General features: G+C 71.8%; 15 protein-coding genes. 9 read left to right on the forward strand and 6 right to left on the reverse strand.

Translation table 11 applies throughout. The features are described from left to right. Window positions 1-64: 64 nt before the first annotated feature. Window positions 65-2,704 carry an MMPL family transporter gene (locus DEI93_RS15675; RefSeq protein ID WP_111120440.1) on the reverse strand — a complete coding sequence of 880 codons (2,640 nt, stop codon included), beginning with the start codon at window positions 2,702-2,704 and terminating at the stop codon, window positions 65-67. 72 nt (window positions 2,705-2,776) lie between these two features. After that, the gene (locus tag DEI93_RS15680; protein WP_181435084.1) at window positions 2,777-3,421 is read right to left on the reverse strand and encodes a TetR/AcrR family transcriptional regulator; all 645 of its coding nucleotides are present in this window, start codon (window positions 3,419-3,421) and stop codon (window positions 2,777-2,779) included. Between the two features lie 134 nt (window positions 3,422-3,555). Here DEI93_RS15680 and DEI93_RS15685 point away from each other — a divergent pair, with 134 nt between their 5' ends. Further along, window positions 3,556-4,830, forward strand: a complete 1,275-nt coding sequence (locus tag DEI93_RS15685) for a permease (RefSeq protein WP_111120441.1) — start codon at window positions 3,556-3,558, stop codon at window positions 4,828-4,830. A 7-nt stretch (window positions 4,831-4,837) separates the two neighbouring features. Here DEI93_RS15685 and DEI93_RS15690 read toward each other — a convergent pair whose 3' ends face one another. Continuing rightward, window positions 4,838-5,794, reverse strand: a complete 957-nt coding sequence (locus DEI93_RS15690) for a helix-turn-helix transcriptional regulator (protein ID WP_146249520.1) — start codon at window positions 5,792-5,794, stop codon at window positions 4,838-4,840. Window positions 5,795-5,903: 109 nt separating this feature from the next. Between DEI93_RS15690 and DEI93_RS15695 the strand changes: the two genes are divergently transcribed. Next, window positions 5,904-6,668, forward strand: coding sequence for an AzlC family ABC transporter permease (locus tag DEI93_RS15695; RefSeq protein ID WP_111035796.1), 765 nt, complete (start codon window positions 5,904-5,906; stop codon window positions 6,666-6,668). Further along, window positions 6,665-6,976 (forward strand): AzlD domain-containing protein, encoded by a 312-nt coding sequence (locus DEI93_RS15700; RefSeq protein WP_111014148.1) that lies wholly within the window; start codon window positions 6,665-6,667, stop codon window positions 6,974-6,976. Before DEI93_RS15695 ends, DEI93_RS15700 begins: the two co-directional genes overlap by 4 nt. 99 nt (window positions 6,977-7,075) lie before the next feature. On the opposite strand, the gene DEI93_RS15705 is transcribed toward DEI93_RS15700, so the two are convergent. Further along, window positions 7,076-7,834, reverse strand: coding sequence for a DUF805 domain-containing protein (locus tag DEI93_RS15705; RefSeq protein ID WP_181434978.1), 759 nt, complete (start codon window positions 7,832-7,834; stop codon window positions 7,076-7,078). 257 nt (window positions 7,835-8,091) lie between these two features. Here DEI93_RS15705 and DEI93_RS15710 point away from each other — a divergent pair, with 257 nt between their 5' ends. The 4 genes from DEI93_RS15710 to DEI93_RS15725 all read left to right on the forward strand — a co-directional run bounded on the left by DEI93_RS15710 (window position 8,092) and on the right by DEI93_RS15725 (window position 11,469). After that, window positions 8,092-9,129, forward strand: coding sequence for a type II CAAX endopeptidase family protein (locus tag DEI93_RS15710; RefSeq protein ID WP_111120471.1), 1,038 nt, complete (start codon window positions 8,092-8,094; stop codon window positions 9,127-9,129). Beyond that, a complete protein-coding gene (locus tag DEI93_RS15715) occupies window positions 9,116-10,462 on the forward strand; it encodes a sensor histidine kinase (protein ID WP_111120442.1) in 1,347 nt (448 codons plus the stop codon). The genes DEI93_RS15710 and DEI93_RS15715 overlap by 14 nt, the downstream gene beginning before the upstream one ends. Continuing rightward, window positions 10,459-11,133, forward strand: a complete 675-nt coding sequence (locus tag DEI93_RS15720; protein ID WP_111120443.1) for a response regulator — start codon at window positions 10,459-10,461, stop codon at window positions 11,131-11,133. The genes DEI93_RS15715 and DEI93_RS15720 overlap by 4 nt, the downstream gene beginning before the upstream one ends. 165 nt (window positions 11,134-11,298) lie before the next feature. Further along, window positions 11,299-11,469, forward strand: coding sequence for a hypothetical protein (locus DEI93_RS15725; protein WP_181436114.1), 171 nt, complete (start codon window positions 11,299-11,301; stop codon window positions 11,467-11,469). Here the strand turns inward: DEI93_RS15725 and DEI93_RS15730 are convergent. Beyond that, on the reverse strand, window positions 11,466-12,329 hold the full coding sequence (locus DEI93_RS15730) for a PhzF family phenazine biosynthesis protein (RefSeq protein WP_111120444.1): 864 nt from the start codon (window positions 12,327-12,329) through the stop codon (window positions 11,466-11,468). The two genes, DEI93_RS15725 and DEI93_RS15730, sit on opposite strands and share 4 nt — an antisense overlap. Window positions 12,330-12,466: 137 nt before the next feature. Here DEI93_RS15730 and DEI93_RS15735 point away from each other — a divergent pair, with 137 nt between their 5' ends. Continuing rightward, entirely contained in the window at window positions 12,467-13,111 is a 645-nt protein-coding gene (locus DEI93_RS15735) for an NAD(P)-dependent oxidoreductase (protein WP_111120445.1), read from the forward strand. A 224-nt stretch (window positions 13,112-13,335) separates the two neighbouring features. Here the strand turns inward: DEI93_RS15735 and DEI93_RS15740 are convergent, their stop codons facing one another. After that, the gene (locus DEI93_RS15740) at window positions 13,336-14,007 is read right to left on the reverse strand and encodes a TetR/AcrR family transcriptional regulator (RefSeq protein WP_111014280.1); all 672 of its coding nucleotides are present in this window, start codon (window positions 14,005-14,007) and stop codon (window positions 13,336-13,338) included. 58 nt (window positions 14,008-14,065) lie between these two features. On the opposite strand from DEI93_RS15740, the gene DEI93_RS15745 reads away from it, so the two are divergent. Next, window positions 14,066-15,478, forward strand: coding sequence for an MDR family MFS transporter (locus DEI93_RS15745; protein ID WP_111120446.1), 1,413 nt, complete (start codon window positions 14,066-14,068; stop codon window positions 15,476-15,478). Window positions 15,479-15,585: the final 107 nt, after the last annotated feature.

Consider the following 15,585-nt stretch of genomic DNA (forward strand, 5'->3'; position numbering starts at 1 on the left):
GCTCGACGCAGGTCCCGCCTCCCGGGTGGTGATGCGGCGCCCCCTCAGGCGCGAGCGGACGCGGTCAGGCGCGGTGCTCCGGGTGCTCGTGGTGGGCGACCGCCGGAGCGGCGTCCTCGGCCACCGGGGCCGCGTGGTGGCCGTGCTCCGCGTGGGTGTCGTCCCCGCGGGCGGGCATGCCCCGCTCGAGCTTCGCACCCTCGACGTCGACGTCCGGCACGATCCGGTCGAGCCACTTCGGGAACCACCAGGCCGCGCGCCCGAGCAGGTGCATGGCCGCCGGGATGAGCAACAGGCGGACGATGAACGCGTCCACGAGCACCCCGAACGCCAGCCCGAACCCGATCGGTCGGATCGTGGAGGACTCCGAGAAGATGAAGCCGGAGAACACCGAGATCATGATGATCGCCGCCGCGGTGACGACCGCCCGGCCCGCGTGGACGCCCCGCTGCACCGCGATCTTCGCCGGGGCCCCGTGGGCGTATGCCTCGCGCATGCCCGACACGAGGAACAACTGGTAGTCCATCGCGAGCCCGAACAGCACGCCCACCTCGATCACCGGCAGGAAGCTCAGGATCGGCGCCGGGTCGTGCACCCCGAACACCTGGCTGAGCCAGCCCCACTGGTAGATCGCGGTCAGGCCACCGAACGCCGCCAGGAGCGAGAGCACGAAGCCCGCGGTGGCGGTGAGCGGTACGAGGAACGACCGGAACACGATGATGAGGATGATGAGCGAGAGTCCGACGACCACGACGAGGTAGAGCGGCAGGACGTCCGCGAGCTTCTCGGAGACGTCGATGTTCGCGCTCGCGTTGCCGGCGACACCGAGGTGCACGTTCCCCCCGTCGGCCTTGACCGGCGACAGGTCGCGGAGGTCGTGTACGAGGTTCTCCGTGGACACGCTCGAGGGTCCGCCCGTGGGCTGCACCTGGAACGCGATGACGGTCCCGTCCGACGACGCCCCGATCGGTGCGACGGCGTGCACGTGACCCTGGTCGGCGATCTTCTGCCCGATCGCGACCTCCTGCCGGAGCAGGTCGTTGCCGGTCGCCTTGTGCGGCAGGTCGGCGACGACGAGGATCGGGCCGTTCTGACCGGCACCGAACTCGCGCTCGAGCACCTTGTACGCCTTGTACTGGCTCGAGTCGGTGGCCTCGGCGGCACCCGTCGGGAGCCCGAGGCGCATGTGCATGGCGGGCAGGGCGACGACCCCGAGCACCGCGACGCCGGCCACGAGGGTGACGATCGCGCGCCAGGTCGCCATGGGCTTGTTCGGGATCCGCACCGAGCCGGTGCGCCCGATCGCCGCGCGCTCCTTCCGACGGAGGATGCGGAAGCCGACGAGGCTGAGCATCGCGGGCGTGAAGCTGATGGCCACGAGGATCGCGACCGCCACGGCGACGGCGCCGACCGTGCCCATGAGCCCGAGGAACGGGATGCCGGTGATGTTGAGCGCGAGGAGCGCGACGATCACCGTCGACCCCGCGAACACGACCGCGTTGCCCGAGGTGCCGTTCGCCAGCCCGATCGACTGGTGCAGCTCCATGCCCTGCTTCAGCTGGGACCGGTGCCGGTTGAGGATGAACAGCGAGTAGTCGATGCCGACGGCCAGACCGAGCATCACCCCGAGCACCGGCGTCACCGAGATGAACTCGACGAGGCCCGAGAACGACATCGCACCGAGCGTGGCGACGCCCACCCCGAGGATCGCGCTGACGAGCGGCAGCGCGGCGCCGATGACCGTGCCGAGCATGACGAGCAGCACGATCGCGGCGATGACGATGCCGACGACCTCACCGGGGCCGAGGATGCTCGGGACACCCTGCGCGATGTCGTTCGACGGGTAGACCCGCACGCCGTCGATGCCGGCGTGCTCCGACTTGTCGACGATCTTGTTCTTCAGCGTCTGCGGCACCGCGATCGTCGCCTTCTGGAACGACACCGTGCCCACCGCGGCACTGCCGTTCGACGACACGAAGCGGATGTTCTTCGACAGGTCGAGCAACTGCGAGCTCAGGTCGAGCTTCGTCTCGTTCTGCTGGAGCCTCTTCCGGTTCGCGTCGAGCTTCTGCTGGTTGGTCGCTAGCGTCGCCTTGCTCGCGTCGAGTTTCTGCTGGTTCGCGTCGATCTGCGCCTGGCCGGCCGTGAGCTGCGCCTGCACCGCCGCGAGCTGACCGGCCGCCTGGGCCTGCGCCTTCTGCTGGTCGAGCTGCTGCTGTGCGGCGTCGATCTGCTGCTGTCCGGCGGTGAGCTGCTGCTGGCCTGCGTCGATCTGCGCCTGCGCGTCGGCGAGCTGCTGCTTGCCCGTGACGATCTTCTGCTTGCCGTCCTGCACCTGCTGGCGCTGGTCCGCCAGTTCCTGCTGGGTGGTGAACGGGTTCGTGGTCGCCCGGACGCCCTTGTACCCGTCGATCGTCGACAGGAAGGACTTGATGCCGGACTTCTGGTCGGCCGTGAACGCGTCGCCGCTCGTCGTCTGGAAGACGATCGTGCCGCTGCCCCCGCTGGCGGACTTGAACTTCTTGGCGAGCTCGTCGGTCACCTTGCTCGTCGCGGTCCCCGGGATGGTGATCGAGGACGAGATCGTCCCGGCGAACAGGCTGTACCCGACCCCGGCGAGCGCCAGGATCACGATCCAGGCGACGACGACGGACCAGTGTCGGCGCGCGGCGAAGCGTCCGAGGCGGTAGAGGAGACCGGCCATGCTGGTGCCCCGTTCCTTTCTGTGCGGTGGTGGTGCTGCTGGGATCGGGGTACGCCGGTGGACCCCTCGTGGTCAGTGCTGGGGCATGTAGCCGCTGCGGACGCTGTCGATGAGTCGGCCGAGCAACGCGTCCCACTGTGCGCGGCCGTCGCCGTCAGTGCTCGCACCCGTGCGGAGGACCCAGTGCTTCGAGATCACGACGACGCCGTTCATGAGCGAGGTCACGAGGAGTTCGGCGTCGAGGGGGTCGGCCGACGGGTTGCGGCGACGGACCTCGTCGACGAGGACGGCGGTCGACCGGTCGAAGGCCTCGTCGATGAGCAGACGGCCGCGGCGGTCCTCCTCGGGCGGCTCACCGAGCACGCGCACGATCGACGAGATCGCGGTCGGCAGGTCCGCGACGCGTAACCACTCGGCGATCTCGTCGAACATGGAGGCCCGGTCGCCGTTGCCGACGGGCGTCGCGGTGGCCGTCGCCACGAAGTCGTCGAGGACGACGGTGAGCAGCTCGCCGCAGAGCGTGAGGACGACCTCGTCGATCGACGAGAAGTGGTTGAACACCGTGCGGCGCGCGACGTCGGCTCGGGCGGCGAGCTCGTCGACGCTGAACCGGGGGCCGCCCCGTTCGGCGGTCAGTGCGCGAGCAGCGTCGAGGATCGCCGCCCGGTGCCGGGCCTTGAGCACGGCCCGTCGGTCGATGCTGGTCCCCGTGGTCACTCCGGAGACACTAGGTGCACCGATGCACGGAGTGCAACGACGTCCATCCGACACTCAGGTCCGTGACCCCGGGGTGAACCGCGTCTCAGGCGAACCATCTGGTCTCGCTTACCCCCAGGGGGTACCCTGTCATCATGATGATCCTGCAGGCGATCGGTGCCGCCCTGGCGGCGGCCGGGACGATGGCGTGGACGATCCTCTGGCCCCTCGTGCTCGGGTTCGCCCTGTCGGGTGTGATCCAGGCCGCGGTCAGGACCGAACGCATCACCCGGCTCATGCACGACGACTCCCCGCGTGCCATCGCGGTGGCGACGGGGTTCGGAGCACTGTCCTCCTCGTGCTCCTACGCGGCGGTCGCGCTCGCCCGGGCACTGTTCCGGAAGGGCGCGAGCCTCACCGCGGCGATCGCGTTCGAGGTGGCGTCGACGAACCTCGTCGTCGAGCTCGGCCTCGTCCTCGCGTTCGTCATGGGATGGCAGTTCACCCTCGCCGAGTTCATCGGCGGCCCCGTCATGATCGTGCTCGTCGCGCTCGGCTTCCGACTCTGGATGCGGGGTCGCATCGTCGACGCCGCACGGGAGCAGGCCGACCGGGGCCTCGCCGGCTCGATGGAGGGGCACGCGGCGATGGACATGTCGGTCGCCGGTGACCAGGGGTTCTGGCGACGCCTGTTCTCCCGACCGGGCATCACGTCGGTGTCCCAGTACTTCGTCATGGACTGGGCCGCCGTACTCCGGGACATCGTCATCGGGCTCCTCATCGCGGGGGCGTTCGAGGCCTGGGTCCCGAGGGCATGGCTGCAGGCGGTGTTCCTGCACGGTGACCCGACGGTCGCGTTCTTCCTCGACCCGCTCATCGGACCGGTCATCGCCATGGTCAGCTTCGTGTGCTCGGTCGGGAACGTCCCGCTCGCGGCGGTGCTCTGGAACGGCGGGATCAGCTTCGGCGGCGTCGTGAGCTTCGTCTTCGCCGACCTGCTCATCATCCCGATCATCGTGATCTACCGGAAGTACTACGGCTGGGCGGCCGCCCTCCGGATCACCGGCGTCCTCTACGGCGCCATGGTGCTCGCCGGGTACGTCGTCGAGCTCGTCTTCACGCCGCTCGGCCTCGTCCCCACCGGTCGGCACCTGGCGATCGCCGAGACCGGGATCACGTGGAACTACACCACCTGGTTGGACATCCTGTTCCTGGTCGTGGCGGCGGTCCTGCTCGTCGTCTTCGTCCGCAGCGGCTCGTGGTCGATGCTGCGGATGATGGGCGGCGGCCCGGACGACGGGGGCCACGCGCACGAGCACCACGAAGCGAACGCGCACGAGCACGCGCACGAGCACCACGAAGCGAACGAGCACGAGCACGGGCACGAGCACGCCCACCACGACGTGGGCGGGCACCACCCGCACCACTGACCGCCCGTCAGCGGTACAGCGTCTCGCGCGGGTACTCCCCGAAGGCCGCTGCGTACGCCCCCGAGAACCGGCCGAGGTGCACGAAGCCCCAACGGCGTGCGACGTCGCCGACGGACACGTCCTCGGGGTGCTGCTCGAGCAGTTCGGCCCGCACCCGCTCCAGGCGCACCTGCCGCAGGTACCGCGTGGGCGACGTGGCCAGGGCACGCTCGAACGCCTGCTGCAGGGAGCGGGAGCTCACGTTCGCCGCCGCGGCGACGTCCGTGAGCGTGATCGGCAGATGGGCGTTCGCGTGGATGAACTCGACCGCCGTGCGGACCCGCCGGTGGCGCGGGAGCAGCAGCTCGGGCGGCAGGGAGGTCGCCTCGTGTGGGAACGTCGACAGGAGCGACACCGCGGCGAGGCGGTTCACCTCGCTCCGCAGCAGGGCACTGGCGTCGGCGCTCGCGCCCACGGCGTTCACCGTCCGCACCGCCGCCGTCCACCGCTGGAGCGCGTGGTCCTCGAGTCGGCCACCGTGTCGGAACCGCAGGGGCCCGCCGTCGTGGCCCTCGACCTCCGCCGCGACCCGCTCGAGGTACCGGCCGTCGAGGTGGACGAGGTTCTGCTTGTAGTCGGCGAACGCGAACCGGTTCTGGCCACCGGTGGTGAACAGGACGGGCTGCCCGGGTTCGAGCGGCGTGAGGTCGCCGGTCCCCTCGAGGTCCATCGCGCCGGTCCCCGCGGTGATCCACGTGACCACGTACTCGCCCTGCACCTGGACGGTGCCTTCGACCGACCCCGTGAACCGGTTCCCCCGCAACGTGACGTCGTCGTCCCCGGCGATCGTGTAGCGGTACCCGAACTCGCGCTCGGTCGGCTCGATGTGGAACTGCCGTCCGTTGTACGCGGCCTCGTACATGGCACGGGCATCGTCGATGTCCTGCCCGGCGACCACTGAGCGTCGCACCACGTCCTCTGCCATCATCCAAGGATCGCAGCCGCGGCGCCCGGACGCCGGGGTTGACAGGGAACTGCGCGTCTGGGACACGCGGGCGCGCCCGGGCGCAGCCGGCCTGCGGCATCCTGAGGGCATGACCGACGGCTCCCCCACCCCCGCCGACGAGCACGACGGCCCCGAGCGAGCGGCGGACGTCACGACCGCTCGGCGGGCCGTCGTCCGCCAGGGCGTCTCGGTCGCCGTCGCGACCGGACTGTACGGCGTGAGCTTCGGCGCGCTGAGCGTGGCGAGCGGCCTCAGCGTCGTGCAGACCTGCCTGCTGTCGCTCCTCCTGTTCAGCGGCGGGTCGCAGTTCGCGCTCGTCGGGATCCTCGGCGGCGGCGGCACCGCGGGGGCGGCGATCGCGGCCGCCTCCCTGCTCGGCATCCGGAACGCGCTCTACGGGCTCCAACTCGGTCCGACGATGCTCCCCCGCGGGTGGCGTCGGATCGTGGTCCCCCAGCTCACGATCGACGAGTCCACGGCGGTCGCGGTCGCGCAGTCCTCGCGGCCGCTCCGTCGCCTGGGGTTCTGGGTGACCGGCCTCGGCGTGTACATCGGATGGAACGTCATGACGCTCGTCGGGGCCCTCGCGGGGTCCGCGCTCGGCGATCCGAAGCGCTACGGGCTCGACGCCGCCGCCTCGGCCGCGTTCATCGCACTCCTCTGGCCGCGGCTGCGGGCACGGCAACCGGTCGCCATCGCGATCGTCGCCGGGATCGTGACGACCGCACTCATCCCCGTGATCCCACAGGGCCTCCCGGTGCTCGCCGCCGCGTGCGTGGGCGCGGTGATCGCGTGGTGGTGGCCCGACCGGTGGCGGCCCTCCCGGCCGGATGCGACCGGGGCCGCGTCGTGACCGCGTGGATCGCGGTCATCGTGGCGTCGGCGATCGCGTACGGGTTCAAGTTCTCCGGCTACACCGTCCCCCCGGCTGTGCTCGAGGAGCCCCGGGTCGCCCGCATCAGCGAGATGCTCCCGGCCGCCCTGCTCGCCTCGCTCGTGGTGCTGCAGACGTTCTCGACCGCGACGCACCTGGTGCTCGACGCGCGCGCGGCCGGGCTCGTCGTGGCGATCGTCGCCCTCGTGCTGCGGGCGCCGTTCATCGTCGTGGTTGCGCTGGCCGCCGTGACCGCCGCGGTACTGCGGGCGCTCGGCTGGTCCTGAAGCGGGGTCTGCCCGAGCGAGGTGCTCACGCGGACGACAACGGGACACGCGGGCGCATGCGCACTCGTCGTCGGCATGCGCAGGATCGGTGAACCGGAGTCAGACCCGCCCGAGCCGCCCCTGCCTCCGAGCACGCCGGAGCACCCGAGCAACCCCGCGCGCCACCCGCCCACCGATGCCCGCGCCGAGCGGCCGAACCGCGTCGAACCGGGCTCCTCGGGCGACCGGACGCCCCACGACGAGGAGCCCGACGAGGAGCGCCCCGAGCCACGGGACGATCCACACGGCCAGCACCCAGGACCCGCTCCGGTCGACGTCGTGCAGGCGTCGGACGAGCATCGACCACCGGGGCAGCGCGGTCAGCGCCACGAGCAGGACGAGCGCCCAGTCCCAGGGATCCGCGGCCACGCTGTGACCACTGCCGAAGGACTCGCTCGTGCCGGTGGCCCGGTCGAGCACGAGCAGGACACTCGCCGTCGGCGACGTCGTCGCGCCGAACGGGTCGACGAAGAACCGCCAGTGCCCCGGCAGGGACGGAAGCGCCCACGGGACGACCAGGGTCGCGATCGCGGCGAGTCCGGCCTCCAGGGCGATACACCACCAGTACTCGGACCGACTGGCGCGCCCCGACCAGACCAGCCCCCGCGTCCAGAACCGAGCCCAGGCGACCCAGGGCAGGGCGTACCGGACGGGCTCGGGCTGGCTGACCTGACGACGCCACTGCTGCGGCGCGTCACGGAGCTGCCGGCGCCACCGCAGCCCGACGAACCGGACCTGCCGCGACCACGACAGCCAGATGAAACGAACGACCTGTAGGGCCGCTCGTCGTCGTCGCCGTGCACTGCGCGAGAGCTGCATGGTCGGAGCGTAGTGGCAGGGGACGCAGTGCCGCATGCCTGCTCGCGCCGGTGCTCACGCGGACGACAACGGGACATGCGGGCGCATGCGCACTCGTCGTCGGCATGCGCAGGATCGGTGAACGGGACTCAGACCGGCCCCTTGCATCCTCCGATGGAGATTGCGAGCTGCGTCCCTCCGCCCGTCGAGGTCGGGCACCCGCGATTCCTACCGTCGGGATGTGGTCGAACCGCGGCCACCTGACCGACGGAGGCATCATGACCACCATCAGCGCACCGGGGACGGACCGCAGGAGCACGAGGCCCGCTCCGGGCGGGCTCCGCGGCGTCGTCGCCCGCAACCCGCTCCGCACGTTCGCCGTGCTCGCCCTCGGGACGAGCTGGCTGGTGTGGCTGCCGTACATCCTGTCGCCCCACGGTCTCGGGATCTGGGACCTCCACTTCCCCGAGGTCCTCGGCACCGCGCAGCTGTCGGGCGTCCTGCCGGGCGCACTGCTCGGACCGGTCACCGCGGCGTTCGTCGTGACGGCCGCGGTGGACGGTCGCACGGGCCTCCGGGTGTGGACCGGCCGGCTGTGGCGGTGGCGGGTCCGGTGGCAGTGGTACGTGACGGTGCTGCTCGGCGTTCCGGTGCTCATCGTCCTGTCGGGGCTGCCGTTCGCGGGCGGGGTCGTCCACGCACCGTCCGCGCTGGCGTTGGCGGCCTACGTGCCGGCGCTGCTCCTCCAGGTCGTGACGACCGGACTGGCGGAGGAGCCGGGCTGGCGGGACTTCGCCCTGCCGCGCCTCCAGGGCCGGTTCGGCCCGATGCGGGCCGCGCTCGTGCTCGGGCCGCTCTGGGGGCTGTGGCACCTGCCGCTGTTCCTGACGGACTGGGGTGGATGGCCGACCGCGCACTGGACGCAACCGGTCGTGTTCGTGGGGTTCTGCATGGCGTTCACCGTCGTGATGTCGTGGGTGTTCAACCGGTCGGGTGAGAGCCTGCCGCTCGCGGTGCTCCTCCACGTCAGCGTCAACACCACGGCGTCGGTCCTGTGGAGCGACATGTTCCCGGGCATCGGTGCCGAGACGATGCTGCTCGCGCTGCTCATCACCTCGACCATCGGCGCGGTCGTCATCGTGGTCGCGACGCGGGGCCGGCTCGGCTACCGCGGTCCTGTCGCCGGCACGGCCGGGAGGCCGGGCACCGGCCCGGCGGAGGACCCCGCCTCCGCCGTCGTGGCCGGCACCGCACCCGCTGCTGCCCCGACGCCCTCCGCGTCGCCACTCGTAGACTCGAGCGATGGTCACCGCTGAGGCCCGCCCGCGGGTGCCGCGGGTTGACGTCCTGGTCGCCGCGGCCGACGCGGTCGCGGTGATCGCGCTCCTGCTCGGCGCACCCGCGATGGCGGCGGGGGATCCGGACTCGGCCCAGATCCAGTTCGCCTCGCCCGCCGACCCGTCCTGGTGGGTCGTCGCCGCCGTGCTCATGGCCCAGGCGTGCGTGCTGCTGTGGTCGCGGAGCCGACCGCTGACGACGCTCGTGGCCGTCGCGGTGCTCGCAGCCGTCCTCGTGCTGGTGGCCCCGTCCGTGCTGCACGGTCTGTCGACGCTCGCGGTGATGGTGGCGGTCGTGCTCGCGGTGCTCCGGCAGCCCGTCGCGCGGCTGTGGCCCGCCCTCGTCACAGCGGCGGTGGGCGTCGGGATCGAGGAGGCCGTCTCGCAGCTCACCGGCTACGGCGCGACGCCGCTGCAGGCGATCACGCAGGGGCTGGGCCAGGCGGGAGCCGTGATCGGCCTGCCATTGCTCGTGACCCTGGTCGTCCGGTCGCGCCTGGACGTCCGCGCGGCGCGGGCGCGCGAGCGGGACGCGGTCGTCCGCGAGCGGGACGCGGTCGTCCGGGAGCAGGACGCCGTGCTCCGGGAGCGGGACGCGGTGGTCCGCGAGCAGGACGCGCGCGTCGAGGCGGCCGTGTCCCGGGAGCGAGCTGCCATGGCGCGGGAGCTCCACGACATCGCCGCGCACCACCTGTCCGGGATCGCGCTCATGGCCGCCGTGATCGACCGGCAGATCGACACCGATCCCGAGCGTGCCCACGCCGCCGTCCGCCAGGTACGGGAGCAGAGCACGGCGGTGCTCGACGACCTCCGGCGGCTCGTCGGGCTGCTCCGCGACGACACCCTGGCCGAGCGGTCGGTCGAGACCCTGGCGGCGGTCCCGGACCTCGTCGCGCGGGCGCAGCGGCACGGCCGGGTCACGCTGCGGGTGCTGCGCGATGAGCCCGAGGCCGGCCCGTCGGTCGGCTCGGACGTCGGTCCGCTCGCGCAGCTCGCGGCGTACCGGACCGTCCAGGAGGCCCTGGCGAACGCCGCCCTGCACGCCCCGGGTGCCGCCACCACCGTCGAGCTCGACGACCGCGAGCACACCCACGTCACCGTCGTCGTGCTGAACGGACCGGCACGCGAGGCCGCACCACGGTCCTCCTCGGGCGGTCACGGGCTCGTCGGCATGCGCGAACGAGCCGACCTCGTCGGCGCCGACCTGCGGTACGGTCCCACGGAGGACGGCGGGTGGGAGGTCCGCCTCGTCGTCCCGCGGGCGGTGAGCGGTCCTGACGCCCCGGCCGTCGGAGCGGAGGTGCCGTCGTGATCCGGGTCCTCATCGCGGACGACCAGCCCCTCGTCCGCGCCGGTCTGTCCGCGTTGCTCGACGCCGAACCCGACATCGCGGTCGTCGCCGTCGCGACGGACGGTGGCGAGGCACTCGCCCTCGCACGGTCGGAGCACCCGGACGTCGCGTGCCTCGACATCCGCATGCCCGTCGTGGACGGCATCGAGGTCGCACGGGCCCTGTGCGGTCCCGACGCGGATCCCCCGATCCCGGTCCTCATGCTGACGACGTTCGACCTCGACGACTACGTGTTCGGCGCGCTCGAGGCCGGTGCGTCGGGCTTCCTGCTCAAGGACGCGGACCCCGACACCATCGTCGCCGCCGTCCGGCAGGTGGCCGCCGGCAACGGCACGCTCGACCAGGCGCTCACCCGCCGGGTGCTGCGCGAGTTCGTCGAACGGCGCGCGCTCCAGCCCGTGACACGCGGGCGAGGGACCGAGCTGCTGACCGAGCGGGAGCGCGACGTGCTCATGCTCCTGGCGCAGGGCATGTCGAACGAGGAGATCGCGGCCGCGCTCGTCGTCGAGGTCTCGACGGTGAAGTCCCACTTGGCCCGGATGCTGCCGAAGCTCGGCGTGCGATCGCGGCTGCAGGCCGTCGTCTGGGCGTACCAGAACCGCGTCGTGACGGTGCCCGACGCGGAGCGGTGACCGGAGCAGGACGGACCAGTGTGCGGCTGCGGGACCCAGGATCCACGAAGACGCGCGCGGGATCGAAGAGGTCGGGCCGACTTCGCGCGGACGGCGGTCGCCGACGCCGGGGAACGCGTACCGTCCGGCCGAGAAGGGCACGTCACCCCTTCGAAAGGACACATCATGAACCACGCCCTGTGGGTCACCCTGGCCATCATCGGCATCATCCTGCTGCTGATCGGCGCGTTCGTCGCGACCCTGAAGTTCCTGATCACGGTCGGGATCATCGTCCTGATCGTCGCCGCGATCCTGCTCGTCATCCGACTCGTGCGGGGCGGCGCGTCGCGGGTCTAGGCAGTCGGCCGGAGACCGGGCCCCGCCAGCTCCTCCACCGTCCCGCTCACCCGGACGCGACCCGTCGCGGGGACCTCGACGGTGATGCGTGAGGGGTGTCCGGTCTCCGCACCCTGCTCGACGGTGAGCACCGCCGGGACCGCCACGTGGCCGCCGTCCCGCAGGTAGGCACCGAGCGCGGCGGCAGCCGACCCCGTGGCCGGGTCCTCGCGGACACCGCCGCGCGGGAACGGGTGACGGCTCACGAACCGCGTGGCGTCGACCCGGTGCACGACCGCGATCGTGCCGTCCCATCCCTCCCGGTCCTGCAGGCGGAGCACCGCGTCGCCGTCGTGGTCGAGCCGGGCGAGGACGCCGTCGCGGACGGGCACGAGCGGGTGCGGGTTGCCCCCGGACAGGAACGCCGGTGGCAGCGCCGGGTCGAGGTCCGTCGACGACAGACGGAGCGCGTCGAGCAGCTCGCCGAGCACCGCGTCGGGGAGCGGTGCGACGGTCGTCGCGACAGCGGTGAGCGTCGCACGGTCCGGATGCACCGCGACCGGCACCACGCCGGCGTTCGTGGTCAGGTCGACCACGCCCTCGGCGCCGTCCCGTGCCAGCGCCACGCCCGACGCGATGGTCGCGTGGCCGCAGAAGGCGATCTCCGCCTGCGGCGTGAAGTAGCGGATCCGCGCCGAGCGGGGCGTCACGGCGGTGAGGAACGGGGTCTCACTGTGTCCGAGCTCGCCGGCGATCGCGAGCATGTCCGCGTCGGTCAACGTCTCGGCGTGCAGCACGACCCCCGCCGGATTGCCGGACCGCGGGTCGTCGCTCGTCGTCGTGAAGGCGCGGAACTGCAGCGTCCTGGGTGCGGTGCTCATGCCGTATGTCTACCGGGCCCGGCCAGCGGGGCGCGACAGGCACCCTGAAGTGCCTACTTCCGCTCGCTCACGGGCGCTCCTACCGTGGAATCGGGCGACTCGTCGCGCCCGTGCACTCCTCCGTCCGAAAGGCTCCCATGTCCCGCATCTCCGTCATCGGCGGCACCGGCTACGCAGGATCGGCGATCGTCGCCGAGGCTGCGTCCCGTGGTCACGAGGTCACCTCGCTCAGCCGTTCGCTCCCGACCGACCAGGTCCCCGGCGTCCGGTACGTGCAGGGCGACGCCTCGGACGAAGCCGTCCTCACCCCGGTCATCGAGGACGCCGACGTCGTCGTCGCCGCGCTCGCCCCGCGCGGCGACCTCACCGACACCTTCCGGGAGGTCAACCGCACCATCGCGCGGCTGGCCGCGTCCGCCGGTGCTCGGCTGTTCGTGGTCGGCGGGTTCTCGTCGCTGCGTCCCGCGCCCGGGGCACCCCGGTACGTCGAGGACCTCAGCGCCGTCCCGGCCGAGCTGCACCACGAGGTCCAGAGCGGCGCAGCGCTCATCCTCGAGGACCTCCCCGCCGCCCCCGAGGCGCTCGACTGGGTGTTCGTCAGCCCGCCCCTCCAGTTCGGCTCCTTCGCCCCCGGCGAGCGCACCGGCTCGTACCGGGTCGGCACCGACGTCGCGGTCGTCGCCGAGGGGGGAGCGATCTCCGCGCAGGACTACGCGATCGGCTTCGTCGACCAGATCGAGCGGACGGACCTGCACCGCACGCAGGTGAACCTCGCCAACTGACGCCGGCCACGCCTGGCATCCGACGGCGCTCGGCGTCCCATGGCGCTCGGCGGACGCGCGTCGTCGCCGGGCCGTGCATCGGACGGGAGGCGCTGCACCCGCGGCCCCACCGTGTTGCACACCTCGCGTCCGATCGAACACCGGGATCGCCGTGTTCGACAGGACGACCGGTGTTCGACGACCACGACGACGTCACCACGAGCACGCCGTGCTGCCGCCGGGGCTCAGCGCGCGCCGTACGCCCGCATGAAGGCGTGCACTCCGTCGGCCATCGTCCTGCGGGTCGCGTCCGTGGACAGCTGATCCGGGAACCGGATGTTCATGGCCAGCAGGGTGGTCAGGGCGTTGAAGTGGTCGGCCGCCAAGAACGCGTCGTCCACGTCGAGCAGACCGACGTCCGCGAAGTGTGCGATCCGCTCGGCGAGCGCCGCTTCCGGTGCCGAGTTGAGGGGGTGGTGCGCGAGCTCGGGGAGGATCGCGCGGTTGTCACCGATGAGCTTGATGGTGCTCCCGTAGTCGGCAGAGCCGAGCATGGTCTCGCCGATCTGCACGGCGAACCCGACGAGCGCGCGTTCGAGCGCGGCCTGGTCGGCGATGGGAGCGTCATCGGCCAGGTGGTCCGCGATGGCCTGCCGGAGCGTCTCGACGAGCGACTCCCCCGCAGCCACGACGACACCGAGGAGGAGCCCGCGTTTGTCGCCGTAGTAGTCGTACACGGTCCGCTTCGAGACGCTCGCGCGCGCGGCGACGGCGTCCATGCTCGTGCGTTCGACACCGTCCAGGACGAAGAGGTCCCGCGCTGCCGCGAGGATCGCGCTCCGTTTGTGCGCCTGCCCGGCACGGATGGTCTTCGACGTCGATTTCGATGTCGGGTCCTGAGGGGTCGCGGCAGCCACCACGCCACACTACACCGACGGGTGTACTTCCTACACTGCACGGTATAGTTTACGTCGCATGACCACTTCCCTCACGGCTCCGGCCGTTCCCGGCCCGGTCACGGACCGGCGGCTCACCCTGATCAGCCTCGTGCTCGTCCTCGGCGCCCTGACGACGCTGCTCGACACGACCATCGTCAACATCGCGCTCGACCATCTGCACCACACGTTCCACGAGTCGGTCGCCCGCACGCAGTGGGTCGCGACCGCGTACCTCCTGGCCTTCGTGTCGGTGATCCCGGTGTCCGGCTGGGTGTCCGAACGCCTCGGCGCCCGCACCGCGTGGATCGTCGCGGTCGCCACCTTCATGGTCGGTTCCCTGCTCTGCGGACTCGCGTGGTCCCTCCCGTCACTCGTCGTGTTCCGGGTGCTGCAGGGCGTCGGGGGCGGTCTGGTGCTCCCGGTGACGATCACGATCCTGACCCGCGCCGCGGGCCGCGAGCGCATCGGCCGCGCCATCGCCACCATCGGGCTCATCGGGCAGCTCGCGCCGATCCTCGGGCCGATCATCGGCGGGTCCATCGTGCAATCCGTCAGCTGGCACTGGCTGTTCTTCGTCAACATCCCGATCTGCCTGGCCGCTCTCGTGCTCGGCCCGCTGTTCCTGCCGTCCGCACCCGCGCAGCGCGGGAGCCGGTTCGACGTGCTCGGATTCGTGCTCCTCACCCCCGCGGTCGCGCTCATCGCGTACGGCGTCAGCCGGCTCACCGGGGACCACGGGTTCGCCGCGACCGACGTCTGGCTCCCGCTCGGAACGGGAGGCGCGCTCCTGGTCGGCTTCGTCGCCTCCGCACTCCGTAACCGGACCCATGCGCTCGTCGACGTCCGCGTCTTCGCACGTCGGAGCTTCGGCCTGTCGAGCGTCATCACGTTCGTCGGCGGCTTCTCGATGTACGCCCTGATGTTCCTCCTGCCGCTGTTCTACCAACAGGTCCGCGGCGCTTCCGTCCTGCACACCGGCCTGCTGCTCATCCCGCAGGGCCTCGGCACGATGCTCTTCATCGTGCTCAGCCGCCGACTCACGGCGAAGCTCGACGGCCGCCTGGTCGTCGGCTGTGGCGTGGTGCTCCTCATGCTCGGGATCGTCCCCTTCGCCCTCGCCGGCGTCGATGGTCACTCCGTCCTGCTGCTCGTCGCGCAGTTCGTCCAGGGAGTCGGGATGGGCGCCGCGTCCCTCCCGGTGATGACCCTGGCGTTCGCGAGCCTGAGCCACGACGAGACCCCGCGCGGCAGCGCCGCCTTCAGCATCGTGCAGCGCGTCGGGGCGCCCTTCGGCGTCACCGTGGTCGCGGTGGTCCTCGAGCACTTCCTGGCTTCCGCGGGGTCGCCGGCCGCCGCGGCCGGTGCCTTCGGGGCGACGTTCTGGTGGGTGCTCGGGCTCAGTGCGGTGCCGTTGGTGCTGGCTGCGTTCCTCCCGAGGGCGTCGCGCTGACCGTGGTGCACTCCGCAACCCCCTGTTCAGCGCGCTGGCGGTCGCGAAGCCGCTCGTGCGGATCGCGTGGACCAGCCGGCGGACGTCCGGGACGCTCCGGTCATGCT

The sequence above is a fragment of the Curtobacterium sp. MCBD17_035 genome, assembly GCF_003234815.2.
GTDB lineage: Bacteria > Actinomycetota > Actinomycetes > Actinomycetales > Microbacteriaceae > Curtobacterium.

What these genes read in the sequence shown, in the direction of transcription:
- DEI93_RS15715 (WP_111120442.1), top strand. Translation starts at nt 9,116, where the DNA reads ATGGTCACCGCTGAGGCCCGCCCGCGGGTGCCGCGGGTTGACGTCCTG.
- DEI93_RS15675 (WP_111120440.1), bottom strand. Translation starts at nt 2,704, where the DNA reads ATGGCCGGTCTCCTCTACCGCCTCGGACGCTTCGCCGCGCGCCGACAC.
- DEI93_RS15745 (WP_111120446.1), top strand. Translation starts at nt 14,066, where the DNA reads ATGACCACTTCCCTCACGGCTCCGGCCGTTCCCGGCCCGGTCACGGAC.
- DEI93_RS15705 (WP_181434978.1), bottom strand. Translation starts at nt 7,834, where the DNA reads ATGCAGCTCTCGCGCAGTGCACGGCGACGACGACGAGCGGCCCTACAG.
- DEI93_RS15730 (WP_111120444.1), bottom strand. Translation starts at nt 12,329, where the DNA reads ATGAGCACCGCACCCAGGACGCTGCAGTTCCGCGCCTTCACGACGACG.
- DEI93_RS15695 (WP_111035796.1), top strand. Translation starts at nt 5,904, where the DNA reads ATGACCGACGGCTCCCCCACCCCCGCCGACGAGCACGACGGCCCCGAG.
- DEI93_RS15735 (WP_111120445.1), top strand. Translation starts at nt 12,467, where the DNA reads ATGTCCCGCATCTCCGTCATCGGCGGCACCGGCTACGCAGGATCGGCG.
- DEI93_RS15710 (WP_111120471.1), top strand. Translation starts at nt 8,092, where the DNA reads ATGACCACCATCAGCGCACCGGGGACGGACCGCAGGAGCACGAGGCCC.
- DEI93_RS15690 (WP_146249520.1), bottom strand. Translation starts at nt 5,794, where the DNA reads ATGGCAGAGGACGTGGTGCGACGCTCAGTGGTCGCCGGGCAGGACATC.
- DEI93_RS15725 (WP_181436114.1), top strand. Translation starts at nt 11,299, where the DNA reads ATGAACCACGCCCTGTGGGTCACCCTGGCCATCATCGGCATCATCCTG.
- DEI93_RS15685 (WP_111120441.1), top strand. Translation starts at nt 3,556, where the DNA reads ATGATGATCCTGCAGGCGATCGGTGCCGCCCTGGCGGCGGCCGGGACG.